This window comes from Marinobacterium zhoushanense (genome assembly GCF_014641945.1).
GTDB lineage: Bacteria > Pseudomonadota > Gammaproteobacteria > Pseudomonadales > Balneatricaceae > Marinobacterium_D > Marinobacterium_D zhoushanense.
In genome coordinates this window covers 238139-250553 of the sequence record NZ_BMIJ01000001.1, presented here as the reverse complement: position 1 = coordinate 250553, position 12415 = coordinate 238139, and the positions used below count along the sequence as shown (strand labels likewise).

At 57.7% G+C, this 12415-nt stretch carries 10 protein-coding genes; 5 read left to right on the top strand and 5 right to left on the bottom strand.

The features are described 5' to 3' along the window. Positions 1-260 precede the first annotated feature (260 nt). Positions 261-1523 (top strand): cell division protein FtsA, encoded by a 1263-nt coding sequence (gene ftsA, locus IEX40_RS01195; protein WP_188745284.1) that lies wholly within the window; start codon positions 261-263, stop codon positions 1521-1523. Positions 1524-1656: 133 nt separating this feature from the next. Then, positions 1657-2841: a cell division protein FtsZ gene (gene ftsZ, locus IEX40_RS01190; RefSeq protein ID WP_188745283.1), complete on the top strand. Its 1185-nt coding sequence runs from the start codon at positions 1657-1659 to the stop codon at positions 2839-2841. A gap of 73 nt (positions 2842-2914) precedes the next feature. Here the strand turns inward: ftsZ and IEX40_RS01185 are convergent, their stop codons facing one another. Continuing rightward, on the bottom strand, positions 2915-4033 hold the full coding sequence (locus tag IEX40_RS01185) for a GNAT family N-acetyltransferase/peptidase C39 family protein (protein WP_188745282.1): 1119 nt from the start codon (positions 4031-4033) through the stop codon (positions 2915-2917). A gap of 149 nt (positions 4034-4182) precedes the next feature. On the opposite strand from IEX40_RS01185, the gene IEX40_RS01180 reads away from it, so the two are divergent. The 3 genes from IEX40_RS01180 (at position 4183) to IEX40_RS01170 (ending at position 8273) form a co-directional block, all read left to right on the top strand. After that, positions 4183-5667: a RimK family ATP-grasp domain-containing protein gene (locus tag IEX40_RS01180; RefSeq protein WP_188745281.1), complete on the top strand. Its 1485-nt coding sequence runs from the start codon at positions 4183-4185 to the stop codon at positions 5665-5667. Positions 5668-5928: 261 nt separating this feature from the next. Further along, entirely contained in the window at positions 5929-6330 is a 402-nt protein-coding gene (locus tag IEX40_RS01175) for a putative pterin-binding protein (RefSeq protein WP_229680451.1), read from the top strand. Beyond that, positions 6330-8273, top strand: a complete 1944-nt coding sequence (locus IEX40_RS01170) for a putative bifunctional diguanylate cyclase/phosphodiesterase (protein ID WP_188745280.1) — start codon at positions 6330-6332, stop codon at positions 8271-8273. Before IEX40_RS01175 ends, IEX40_RS01170 begins: the two co-directional genes overlap by 1 nt. Positions 8274-8335: 62 nt before the next feature. On the opposite strand, the gene IEX40_RS01165 is transcribed toward IEX40_RS01170, so the two are convergent. The 4 genes from IEX40_RS01165 to IEX40_RS01150 all read right to left on the bottom strand — a co-directional run bounded on the left by IEX40_RS01165 (position 8336) and on the right by IEX40_RS01150 (position 12202). Beyond that, positions 8336-9193: an RluA family pseudouridine synthase gene (locus IEX40_RS01165; RefSeq protein ID WP_188745279.1), complete on the bottom strand. Its 858-nt coding sequence runs from the start codon at positions 9191-9193 to the stop codon at positions 8336-8338. Further along, positions 9184-9960 carry a TlyA family RNA methyltransferase gene (locus IEX40_RS01160; protein ID WP_188745278.1) on the bottom strand — a complete coding sequence of 259 codons (777 nt, stop codon included), beginning with the start codon at positions 9958-9960 and terminating at the stop codon, positions 9184-9186. The genes IEX40_RS01165 and IEX40_RS01160 overlap by 10 nt, the downstream gene beginning before the upstream one ends. 96 nt (positions 9961-10056) lie before the next feature. Beyond that, entirely contained in the window at positions 10057-11406 is a 1350-nt protein-coding gene (locus IEX40_RS01155; RefSeq protein WP_188745277.1) for an alanine/glycine:cation symporter family protein, read from the bottom strand. A 295-nt stretch (positions 11407-11701) separates the two neighbouring features. Next, the gene (locus tag IEX40_RS01150) at positions 11702-12202 is read right to left on the bottom strand and encodes an Lrp/AsnC ligand binding domain-containing protein (RefSeq protein WP_188745276.1); all 501 of its coding nucleotides are present in this window, start codon (positions 12200-12202) and stop codon (positions 11702-11704) included. Positions 12203-12415: the final 213 nt, after the last annotated feature.

The following is a 12415-nucleotide window of genomic DNA, read 5'->3' as shown; positions in this document are numbered from 1 at the left end:
AATCTTTTCACCTCTACCTTCCTTAGCGGCTTGAAATAAAAAGAAATTCCCCTTTAGTGCGGCAAAGTTCTGCCGATATGACACATTATGGATTTGTTGATTTTTTAAACAGGTCTACGTAATACTTGCTCTACAGACAGCATCAAAAATGGGTTTTCAAGAGTGGCGCGTTTCTTGCTGTAAAACTTTTTGAAAATGAGGGTTTCGGTGCTGCAGTTACGATTTATACCTGTTAACACAGACAGCCGACTCAAACGACTATGACGATTGCAAATAACATGATTGTGGCGCTCGATATCGGCACATCCAAGGTGGTGTGTTTGGTCGGTGAAGTGACGCCGGGTGGCGATATCGAAATTGTCGGCTTCAGCTCCCAGCCTTCGCAGGGGCTCAAGCGTGGTGTCGTGGTCAATATCGAGTCGACCGTAGGCTCCATTCAGCGTGCGGTCGAGGAAGCTGAGTTGATGGCCGGTTGCAAGATTCACTCGGTGACAGTGGGTATTGCCGGTAGCCATATAAACAGTCTGAACTCTCATGGCATCGTGGCGGTGCGAGACCGGGAGGTCAACGAGTACGATCTGGAGCGGGTGATCGATGCAGCCCGAGCGGTGGCGATTCCGGCAGATCAGAAGATCCTGCATATTCTGCCGCAGGAGTACCTGATCGATAATCAGGAGGGGATCAAGGAGCCGCTGGGAATGTCCGGCGTGCGCCTGGAGGCGAAAGTACATCTGGTCACCGGGTCGATCAACTCGGTACAGAATATCGAGAAGTGCATCCGCCGCTGTGGACTGGAGGTGGATGCTGTGGTGTTGGAGCAGTTGGCTTCCAGCCAGGCGGTGCTGACGGACGATGAGCGCGACCTCGGGGTCTGCATGGTCGATATTGGCGGTGGTACCACCGATATTGCCATCTATACCCATGGTGCTATCCGTCATACGGCGGTGATACCGATTGCCGGTGACCAGGTGACCAATGACATTGCGATGGCGTTGCGCACACCGACGGTCAACGCCGAGCAGCTGAAGATCAAATACGCCTGTGCGCTGGCTCAGCTGACCCGTGCCGACGAAGTGATCAAGGTACCCAGCGTGGGTGATCGACCGGCTCGCGATCTATCTCGTCAAGCGCTGGCTGAGGTGGTTGAGCCCCGGTATGAGGAGTTGTTCAACCTGATTCAGGCGGAGATCCGACGCTCCGGATTCGAGGATCTTATTGCTGGCGGTATTGTGTTGACCGGCGGGACCTCGAAGATGGAGGGAGCGGTCGAACTCGCTGAAGAGATTTTCCATATGCCGGTGCGCCTGTCGAAACCGCAGGGGGTCAGAGGAATGGAGGATCTGCTCGGCAATTCGATCTACGCGACGGCGATTGGCTTGTTGCACTACGCTCGACAGTCGATAGGCGCGGTTGAGCAGGAGCCGCTGGCGGCGCGTCGGCAGCAACCGGTAGAAGAGCGCAGCAGCTTTCAGTTCCCGGATATGTTCGGGCGCATGAAGGCCTGGTTGCAGGGAAACTTTTAGTCGCGGAGCCGCCTTTCTGGGCTCCGCGAGTGTCGGGTCGAGTGGTGACGGATCCGGTACAACAAAAATGAGTAGATGCAGAACCAACCCGACGTCAGAGCGGGACATGCAAAACCTGGAAGGAGACGCAGAGATGTTTGAATTGATTGATAGCGTACCGCAGAGTGCAGTTATCAAGGTCGTCGGTGTTGGCGGTGGTGGTGGCAATGCCGTCGATCATATGGTGAGCTCTGAAGTTGAAGGGGTGGAGTTCATTTGCGCCAACACCGATGCTCAGGCGCTGGGCAAGATGGCCGCACGCACCGTGCTGCATATCGGTGGCGAGCTGACCAAGGGGCTGGGTGCCGGAGCGAATCCGGAAGTGGGCCGTTCGGCGGCGCTGGAAGATCGTGATCGTATCGCCGAGGCGCTTGCCGGAGCCGATATGGTGTTCATCACCGCCGGCATGGGGGGTGGTACCGGTACCGGGGCGGCGCCCATCGTAGCTGAAGTTGCGCGCGAGATGGGAATCCTGACCGTGGCCGTGGTGACCCGTCCGTTCCCGTTCGAAGGGCGCAAGCGGATGAAGGTTGCGGATCAGGGCATTCGCGAGCTGCAGGAGAGTGTCGACTCTCTAATTATCATCCCGAACGAGAAGCTGCTCCCGGTTCTGGGTAAGAACTGCAGTCTGATCCAGGCTTTCAGTACCGCCAACGATGTATTGAAGGGTGCGGTGCAGGGGATCGCCGACCTGATCATCCGTCCGGGTATGATCAACGTCGACTTCGCCGACGTGCGTACCGTGATGTCCGAGATGGGCATGGCGATGATGGGTACCGGTCGGGCCAAGGGCGATAACCGTGCACAGGAAGCCACCCAGGCGGCGATCAACAGCCCGCTGCTGGAGGATGTGGACCTCAAGGGTGCCAGCGGCATCCTGGTCAACATTACCGCAGGTATGGATCTCGGTCTTGGTGAGTTTTCCGAAATTGGTGATCTGGTTGAGGAGTATGCCTCAGAAAACGCCACCATCGTGGTCGGTACCGTTATCGATCCCGATATGAGCGAGGAGATCAAGGTAACGGTCGTGGCCACCGGTCTGGCGAAGGCCGAGAGCCAGGCGGTTCGGGTCGCCAACGGCGGCACAGCGACCACAACGACCCGTGTGGCCAAGAATGTGACCACCGACTTTGCGCAGATGGAGCTGCCGACGGTCATGCGTAATCGTCAGAGCGAAGATCGCGCAGTGAAACCGGAACCGACCGAAATGAAACGTACCGGTACCGACGATATGGACTTCCTGGATATTCCCGCCTTCCTGCGTCGACAGGCGGACTGACACTTCGCTGGAAAGAAGCGTAACCGAAACGGTTTACGAACCGTCCAGGTTTCCCGCCTGAGTTCTGCATTTCTCAGGCGGGTTTTTTCGTTTTGCCTGTCAATAAAAGCGTTGCGCGGAGCCGACTGCGGCCGAAGCGTGCCATCGCTTGAAACTCCTCCAGCCCTACCGGAACGTCGATATAGTCGGTCTCGCTATGCCAGGGATCGCGATCGAAGTCCGGATCACTGATATACACATGGCGTGTATCCGCAGACCCGATCACGACCCAATGGGGTGCCTTGTTGCGGTTGAGCCGCCAGGTGCTGATCAGCGTGACCGCCACCGCGCCCTGCTGCAGTCGACCGACCAGCGTGTTTAGATCCAGTTCGGCGTTGACCAGGTCGATACCGGTAGTCCCTATCTGCTGCATATAGTCGTCATGCACCAGCTCGATGACGCTCTTTTTCTGCGGGTCGCGGACGCTGTCGATAAAGGGCGTATTGGCCGGCGTAACGAATAGACTGACATCGAATCCGCGCTGCCAGGCGCTCAAGGCCAGGCCGTGGGGGGAACAGCCGCCGTGCCCGGAGGTCATGTAAATGGTGGTCGATTCCCGCCAGATCCGTAGCTCCTCCATGCGACTCATCGAGCGTTGCGGATCCAGGCGTTTCATCGCCATCATCAGACTGGCCGGACCGCAGGTGAACGGGGTGCTCTGTTCATAGTACTCGGTACGCGGCTGTGGCCTCTGCGCTCGCCTGCGGATGGTTTTTTCCATTCGCCAGGCGTCGCTGCCATCTTCGTAATAGGCGGCGATCTGGCCGAAACGGTGGTAACCGCTGCGCTCGTACAGGCGGATAGCGCTTTCGTTGAGCACGCTTACCTCCAGCCGCATGAACGCACTCTCATGGCCTAACGCCTGCTGCTCGGCGGCCTCCAGTAACCGCGAGGACACCCCTTGGCCGCGCCACTGTGGTGTTACCGCAATCGAGTAGAGCCGTGCCAGGTTGGTGCCGGAGCGGTAGAGCACTAGCGCATAGCCACCGATCAGATCATCCTGTTCGGCAAGGATCAGGTCCGCATGTTCGGATTTCAGCATATGGCTGAAATTGCGTCGTGAGAGGCGGTCGCCATTGAAACAGATCCGCTCGAGTTGGCAGAGCCGGTCCAGGTCGCTGCGCTGTGCCGGGCGTATCAGAATGTTGTCCATGGCGGGAGGGACTCAGCAGGGTTTGGCTTGATGCTACACCGCCAGAAGGGCAAAAACCACGGCGTCTGTGCAGAAGAATTTCCGCCTTGGGATGGGCAGTGACGCGAACCGCGCGCATACTTTCCAGCGACAACTTTGGAGGGCGATAGATGGCCGGTTTTTACGTTGTGGTAGATGATCTTGATGACTGGGCACCCTATTTCCCCAGCCGGGATGTGATCTCGTTTGAGCAGTACATGGCGTTACCGGCTGCGGAGGGTAGGGCGCGTACCCGCGTGATCAACTGCTGTCGCAACTCCCGTGCCCTGGGGCGTGGGTATTACTGTTCGCTGTTGGCCGAGGCGCGAGGGCATAACGTGATCCCCTCGGTTCAGGTGATCAATGATCTGCGGCGAAAGTCGCTGTGGTCGCTGGAGCTTGAAGGCGTTGAAGCGGCACTGGACCGCCTGGCTCTGGCCGATGGTGATCAGTCCGAACGTCTGGATCTCAAGGTCTTTTTCGGTGAAATCGATACCCCGCAGTTGGCACCCCTGGCGCATCAGCTGTTTGAGCGTTTCCCTATCCCTCTGCTCGAGGTTCGCTTGGTGCGGGATCGTGGCTGGCATATCCAGCGTATACGTCAGGGGGCGTTGCGTGACCTGAGGCTCGAGAGTGATCAGGAGCGGTTTGCCCAGGCCCTGGACCGCTTCAGCAATCGTATCTGGCGCAAACCGCGAGCACGTAAACATTACCGCTACGATCTCGCCATGCTGGTCGACCCCAAGGAAAAGCTTCCGCCGAGCGATAGGGCGGCAATTGCACGCTTCGTCCGCGCCGGCAAGCGCCTGAGCATCAATGTGCAGCTGATCGGCAAGCAGGATTATCAGCGCCTGGCCGAATATGATGGCTTGTTCATCCGAGAGACCACGTCGATCGATCATCACACTTACAGGTTCGCCCGCAAGGCCGCCGCCGAAGGATTGGTAGTGATGGACGATCCGACCTCTATCCTGCGCTGTACCAACAAGGTGTATCTGGCCGATCTGCTGCGTACCCATAAGGTTCCAACGCCCAAGACGCTGATCGTCAGCGACGCCCGTCATGAAACGGTGACGACAATCATCGAAACCCTCGGTCTGCCGGTGGTGTTGAAGATACCCGATGGCGCATTCTCGCGCGGTGTGGTCAAGGCCGAGTCGGAGGAGGTGCTGGCGCGTGAACTCAAGCATTTACGCCATAACTCGTCGCTGATACTGGCACAGGAGTTCATGTACACCGATTACGACTGGCGCATCGGAGTGTTGAACAACAAACCTCTCTATGCATGTCGCTATTTCATGGTGCAGGATCACTGGCAGATCTATCGGCATGAAGGGGGCGGAGAACCTGATTCCGGTGGCTTCGATACGCCAGCCATCTGGGAGGTGCCACGCAAGGTGCTGGATGTGGCACTGAAAGCGACGCGCCTGATCGGCGATGGTCTGTATGGCGTGGATATCAAACAATCAGGGGATCGGGTGGTGGTGATCGAGGTCAACGACAATCCGAGTATCGATTCCGGGGTGGAAGACCTGCAGTTGGGCGGTGCGTTGTACCACGAGATTATGGCCGAGTTTCTCAGGCGCATGGAGCTTAAGCGGCAGATGAGGGTTTGACGCCGGTAAGGGCTGGTTCGGTTAGGGGGGGCGGTGGACAAGGGCGGGGATATTCGTTCTACTAACTCATTATCGGTTTCGGTATTGATGCCCTGACTCACATAAAAGTGCGGTTGGAGGCCTGCGTGCATCCAACTCTAGAGGTTTTTATTACTTATGCGAGTGTTACTCAGCACCCTCCTCTTTTTGGCGGCAATGCTGCTTGGCCCGCTGGGCTGGAGTGCACCTCTATCAGCCCCGGAGGGGCGCGTTATCCTCAGTGTGAGCGGAAACATAACCAAGACCAATGCGCCGGAGCGATCCGATTTTGATCTTGCAATGCTGGAGTCCTACCCGCTGTATGAGCTTGAGATGGTGACGCCTTGGACCGAGGGGACGCAGCGTTTTCAGGGCGTGGCGCTCAAAGAGCTGCTCCAGTCGCTGGGCGCCAAGGGCGATACGTTACGTGCCGTGGCCTTGAACGACTATCACGCAACCATCGACCTCAAAGAGCTGGCCGATATGCCGGTGCTGATCGCCGTTAAGCTGAACGGCAGTCATATGCGAGTTCGCGACAAGGGACCGTTGTGGATTGTCTATCCAATGGACTCCTTTTCCGCCGCTGACCGGCCACGTCATGAAGCGAACATGGTTTGGCAGTTGCGCTCACTTGAGATCCACTGATGCCGCGTTACCAGGTGCTGCGCGTTGTATTGCTGCTGTGTGTGGTGGTGGTGTTTGCCGCCAGTACCCTGATCAGCTATCAGCGTCACGTGGAAACCGCGCAGTTACTGACCGTAACCCAGAAAGGGGGCGGTTGGGCAGCCTCTGAACTTGCGTTCGAGCTGCTCCGGTTTACGCATATGCTGGAAACGGTCGGAGCAGGGCGCGGGACTGCGGATGAGTTGGCGCTGCGTTTTGACCTGCTGTGGAGTCGCATCGAAGTTCTACAGGAGGGCAGTGAAACCAGCGAGGTTCGAGAAGTGCCCGGCGCAGTAGCGTTGCTGGATGAGCTGCAGGCAACGTTAACCCTTATCGAACCCAGTGTGCTATCGCTAAAGCCGGGTGAAGCCGCTGTCGCGGACCCGCTTGTGGATCGACTGCGTCCCTTCGAAGCGCGAGTTCGAGCCTTCAACGTTGACAGTTATAACGGTCCGGAGGCGCTGGAAAGGATCCGCCGTGTCTTTGAGCTCAATTGGCTTGTCAGCGTATCGATCACCGGTCTGGTGCTGAGCGGTACCCTTTTGATTCTGATGCTGATACGGGAGAGCAGTCGAAGCCGACACCAATCGTTGCACGACGAATTGACCGGTCTTCCCAATCGAAAATTTATCAATCAACAACTTAAGTCCGCGGCGAGAGATGCCAGTCGGAACGGCACTCTGCTGGGTGTTCATGTCATTGATCTGAATAACTTCAAAGAGATAAACGATACACTGGGGCACAGTTACGGTGACCAGCTGTTGCAGCAGGTCGCGCAACGCCTGTGTGGCAGTATCGGTCCGAACGACACCGTAGCTCGGCTGGGTGGGGATGAGTTTCTGGTGATACAGGAGCGGATAACGCAGGCGGATGACTGTACCCGGCTGTCCAAGACGCTGTGTGGGCGGATCGGTCACGAAATGGTGCTGAGTGGCAGCCGCGTCTACCCTTCAGCCAGTTTGGGCGTCAGCATCTATCCAGTCGACGCGGATGATGTTTCTCAGGTGCAGATCAATGCCGATCTGGCGATGTACAGGGCCAAGCGTGACGGCGGTGTCAGTTATCGCCGTTTCGAGCCAGAGATGAACGACTCTCTACAGCGCGCGAATACGCTGGCCAGGGAGTTGAAAACGGCAATTCAGGGCGATGAGTTATCGCTTCATTACCAACCAGTTGTCGCCTTCGACTCCGGCAAGATTGTTTCGGTTGAGGCATTGCTTCGCTGGCACAATCCTCAGTATGGCTATGTCTCTCCCGTGGAGGTGGTGGCAATTGCTGAGCAATATGGGCTGGCGCTGGAGTTGAACGAGTGGGTTATCAAGCAAGCCTGTCTTCAGTATCAGTATTGGGTTTCGTTGGGTCTCGAGACGGTATGTGTCGCCGTTAATATCTCGCCGTCGATGTATGTACTGCATGATCTGGCAGCATCGCTAACCCGCCTGCTTCGGGAGACAGGCATGCCGCCGGAGCGTCTGATCGTCGAGGTGACGGAAGATACCACAATGCGTGATATTGAGAGCTCCCCGGATACCCTGCATAACCTCAAAACGCTGGGCGTGCAGATTGCACTGGACGATTTCGGCACCGGTTACTCGTCACTGAATCATCTCAAGCGGCTGCCGGTGGATAAGTTGAAGATCGATCGCAGCTTTATCCAGGACCTGAACATTACCCCCAAGGACCCGCGGATCATACGCAGTATCGTCAATCTGGCCGAGAGTCTGGATCTGCAGGTCATCGCCGAGGGGATAGAGTTTGTGCAGAATGTCGATGATCTGATCGCGGAGGGCTGCCTGCTGGGCCAGGGCTACCTGTTCTCCAAAGCGGTCGACAGCGAGCGGATTGTCGAGATGCTAAGCGCCCAGGGGCAGGGTATCCCTCTGTTTCAGTTGGGCGCTGACGAGAGAATCGTTCAGCGCATCTGAAACAGGGCCTGAGAGCGGTTCCGCTGTTCTGTCAAGCTGCCCACCTGGCTGGCGGAAACAAACTAGCTGGCGGAAACAAAGGTGTATCGGCAGTTCTCACGCAGAAAGGCTTCCGATAGCTCGAAACTGACGGCTTGGCGCCGTATCGGGCAGGTGAAGGCGAGTGCGGTGGCGAACAGTTGCAACCCCTCCTCATTTTTGTTGCCCTCTCCGTAACGCGGATCGCCGATCACCGGATGGCCGATGGCGGCCAGGTGTCGACGGATCTGGTGGGTACGCCCGGTATCGATCTCGATCTCGGCCAGGCTGACATTACGGGTCTGATCGTAGGCGATAGCGCGGTAGCGGGTCAGCGCCGGCTTGCCGTCGAGGCGGGTGTCGATGGTGCCGCTTTCCGCCAGCTGGCCTAACACCTGTGCACGATAGCGTTTGCCGATCTGCCGCTCCTGAAACATCGAAGATAGCTTGGCGGCGACACCGGCTTTGTGCGCGATCAGCATCAGGCCGGCGGTTTCGCGGTCGAGTCGATGCACTGGGAAGGTGGCACGTTTGGGCTCAAGGCTGAGCTCGGCAATCCGCAGCAGCGACAGGTGGTCGCCAAAGTCGTTGCCCTGGGCCAGTACCCCAGCGGGTTTGAACCAGACCGAGTAGCCGCCGGCGTCATGCAGGCACTTGGGCGCGTCGGCACTGCGTGCCAGCAGATCCGCATCGTAATAAAGCTGGACATGGTCACCCTTGCGCAGCACCTCCGTGGCCTTGCGCAAGCGCTTGCGGCTGCGACCGCGCTTGAGCCAGACGGCGCCTTTGCTCATCGCATCCTTAATCCGCTGGCGTGACAGCCCGCTCTCTTGCGCCAAAAGGTCTGTCGCCTTGATGCCATCATGGCTTTGTTCGATCTGGCGATCCAGGGTTATCTGCATGTTGCTGTCTCTGTAGTCTGTTTGCGTGCCACCAGCACGAACTCGCGGTTGCCGTCGCCGCCCAGGATCGGGCTGTCGCTGACATCCAGCGTTTCCAATCCCAGCATGCTCAGTTGTGTCTCGATGCGCTTGCGAACCTGCGGGTATAGGCTGGTATCACGCACGATACCGCCTTTGCCGACATGCTCGGGTCCTACTTCAAACTGGGGCTTTACCAGTGTCACCAATAGCCCACCGGGGCGGATCAGTGGCGCGAGTGAGTCCAGGATCAGGGTCTGGGAGATAAAGGAAACGTCCATCACCGCCAGGTCGAAGCCCCTGTCCTCCGTATACTCGAGCAGCTCCGTGCCCAATTGACGTGCATTATACCCCTCCAGGCAGACCACCCTGGCATCCTGGCGTAACCGCTCGGCGAGCTGGTCGTGTCCGACCTCGATGCCGACAACCCGTGCGGCGCCGTGTTGCAGCAGGCAGTCGGTAAAGCCGCCGGTCGACTGTCCAACATCGATGGCGATCAGGCCGCTCAAGTCGGCTGCGAAGCGGTCAAGTGCCGGTGCCAGTTTCAGTGCGCCGCGTGACACATAGCGATCCTCCTCGCTGGCCTCCACTTCGATCGGCGTATCGTCGGCCAGTTTGAGCCCGCTTTTTTGCACACACTGCCAGTGACCGAGCTGCACGCGTACCCGGCCCTCCTTGATCAGGCGCTGGGCGCGCGCGCGACTATCGACCAGTCCTCGTTGAACCAGCAGCATATCCAGGCGTTGCATGTTGGGATCCGCGCAATTGAAAGCGCGCTAGTATAGCGCGTTCGCTGCAGGAAGGGGCATGGCGAGGAGGGCGGCCCGAATGGGCCGCCTTAAAGATCAGTGGGTATCGAAGTAGTCGCGGGTCAGTTTGAACACCACTGGACTCAGCAGTGCCAGCGCGATCAGGTTGGGGATAGCCATCAGGGCGTTCAATGTGTCTGCCACCAGCCAGACGAAATCCAGGCTCAGCACGGCACCTGCCGGGATCGCCAGAATCCACAGGATGCGGTAGGGCATGATCGCTTTGACACCGAACAGGAACTCGACGCACTTTTCGCCATAGAAAGACCAGCCGATGATGGTGGTGAAGGCGAATATGGCCAGTGCGATGGCGACCAGATAGTTGCCGAACGACGGCAGCGCCGACGCGAAAGCGGCGCTGGTCAACGCGGCACCGGATTCACCGCCAGTCCAGACACCGGAGCTGACGATGACCAGACCGGTAATGCTGCAGACCATCAGCGTGTCGATGAAGGTACCGAGCATGGCGACCAGGCCCTGGCGTACCGGATTATGGGTCTGCGCGGCGGCGTGTGCGATCGGTGCGGAACCCAGTCCGGCCTCGTTGGAGAAGACACCGCGCGCCACACCGAACCGGATGGCGGCCCAGACCGCTGCGCCGGCAAAGCCGCCCTCGGCGGCGATGGGCGAAAACGCATGTTCAAAAATCAACGCCAGCGCATGCGGCACCTGGTCGGCCTGGATCGCCAGCACCACTAGTCCGGCGAGGATGTAGGAGATTGCCATAAACGGTACCAAGGCGCCGGCGACGCTACCGATACGCTTGATGCCACCGAGCAGAACGGCGCCCACCAGCACCGCGATGATGATACCGCTGACCCAGGTCGGGATCTGGAAGTTGCTCTCAAGTACCGCGGCTACGGAGTTTGACTGTACCGTATTGCCGATACCGAACCCGGCACAGGCGCCGAAGATCGCGAATGCCACGCCCATCCAGGCCCAGTTTTTACCCAGGCCATTACGGATGTAGTACATCGGGCCGCCGACATGGTTACCGTTTTCATCGGTTTCCCGGTAGTTCACCGCCAGTACCGCTTCCGAGTATTTGGTGGCCATGCCGATCAACGCCGTGATCCACATCCAGAACAGGGCGCCGGGCCCGCCGAGGAATATGGCGGTTGCCACGCCGGCGATGTTGCCGGTGCCCACGGTAGCCGAGAGTGCTGTCATCAAGGCCTGGAAGGGCGGTATTTCACCCTTGCTGGCGTCTTCGGCAGAGGCGGTACGTCCGCTCCAGAGGAGTCGGAAGCCGGTGCCGATCTTAAGGATTGGCATCAGCTTCAATCCCAGGGATAGGAAAAAGCCAACACCGAGAATCAGGATCAGCATCATCGGACCCCAGACGATGCTGTTAATACTCGAAATCATGGATTCAATTGCCGCCATGGTGAGTCTCCGCAGTTTAGAGATATCAGCTGACCTGGCCTGATATGGGTTGTTGTTATGGTTTTTATCACTGCTTTTATAAAAAGTAGCAGTGTTTTTAAGGTCAGAAGGCGCAAATCCTAAAAATTAAATCTTATCCTGTCTATTAAAGTTGGATAAAAAATTTTTTGAACAAGGCGGCGCGATCCCTGCCTGACGAAGTTAGCATAGGTTCGCGGGACGGATTTTGCCGGGTTATATGCCGGGTTGGCTGGAGAGGAGCGGGCGGTGCAAGCGGAACAGGGCGAGTGGAGGTTCACTCGCCCCTGGCAGATATGTCGGTCGGAAGTTCGGATTGCTCCTTGACCTCCTCCATGACGATATAGCTCTTCGAGTTCTTGACACCGGGTAGGGTCAGCAGCATCTGGCCCAGAAGTTCGCGGTACTGGGACATATCATGCAAACGCGCCTTGAGCAGGTAATCGGCGTCACCGGATACCAGGTGGCACTCGAGAATGTAGGGCAGGGTATCGACCGCCCGGTTGAACTTTTCGAACGCATCGGGCGATTGATAGGAGAGCGCAATCTCGACGAAGACCAGCAGATTGAAATCGAGCATCTCCGGGTTCACCTTGGCATGGTACCCGGTAATCACGCCATCGCGTTCCAGTCGCTTGACCCGCTCCATGCAGGGCGTGGTCGATAGACCAACCCTGTCGGCCAGCTCCGTATAGGAGATGCGCCCCTCGCCCTGGAGGATCGTCAGGATATTGCGGTCGATTCGGTCGAGTTTTCTTGTTTTCTGCAAACTGGCCATAATTCAGTATTTTTCGCCAATAAACTTTTATTAACCGGTTTATTTTATCGAGTTTTCTGTAAATTCGCAAAAAATTAATTCGTCTGATCGCTTAGAATTAATCTCAATCCCGGTTGGTGCCAGCGGTCAATCGTTATGCGTCGGCTGCTACAAGATAAGGCAAAGTGGCGCTTCCCGCTACTCGGGTATGAGTAATGTGTATCTGCATGTCGG

What these genes read in the sequence shown, in the direction of transcription:
- IEX40_RS01150 (WP_188745276.1), bottom strand. Translation starts at nt 12,202, where the DNA reads ATGGCCAGTTTGCAGAAAACAAGAAAACTCGACCGAATCGACCGCAAT.
- IEX40_RS01185 (WP_188745282.1), bottom strand. Translation starts at nt 4,033, where the DNA reads ATGGACAACATTCTGATACGCCCGGCACAGCGCAGCGACCTGGACCGG.
- IEX40_RS01155 (WP_188745277.1), bottom strand. Translation starts at nt 11,406, where the DNA reads ATGGCGGCAATTGAATCCATGATTTCGAGTATTAACAGCATCGTCTGG.
- IEX40_RS01160 (WP_188745278.1), bottom strand. Translation starts at nt 9,960, where the DNA reads ATGCAACGCCTGGATATGCTGCTGGTTCAACGAGGACTGGTCGATAGT.
- IEX40_RS01180 (WP_188745281.1), top strand. Translation starts at nt 4,183, where the DNA reads ATGGCCGGTTTTTACGTTGTGGTAGATGATCTTGATGACTGGGCACCC.
- ftsA (WP_188745284.1), top strand. Translation starts at nt 261, where the DNA reads ATGACGATTGCAAATAACATGATTGTGGCGCTCGATATCGGCACATCC.
- ftsZ (WP_188745283.1), top strand. Translation starts at nt 1,657, where the DNA reads ATGTTTGAATTGATTGATAGCGTACCGCAGAGTGCAGTTATCAAGGTC.
- IEX40_RS01170 (WP_188745280.1), top strand. Translation starts at nt 6,330, where the DNA reads ATGCCGCGTTACCAGGTGCTGCGCGTTGTATTGCTGCTGTGTGTGGTG.
- IEX40_RS01165 (WP_188745279.1), bottom strand. Translation starts at nt 9,193, where the DNA reads ATGCAGATAACCCTGGATCGCCAGATCGAACAAAGCCATGATGGCATC.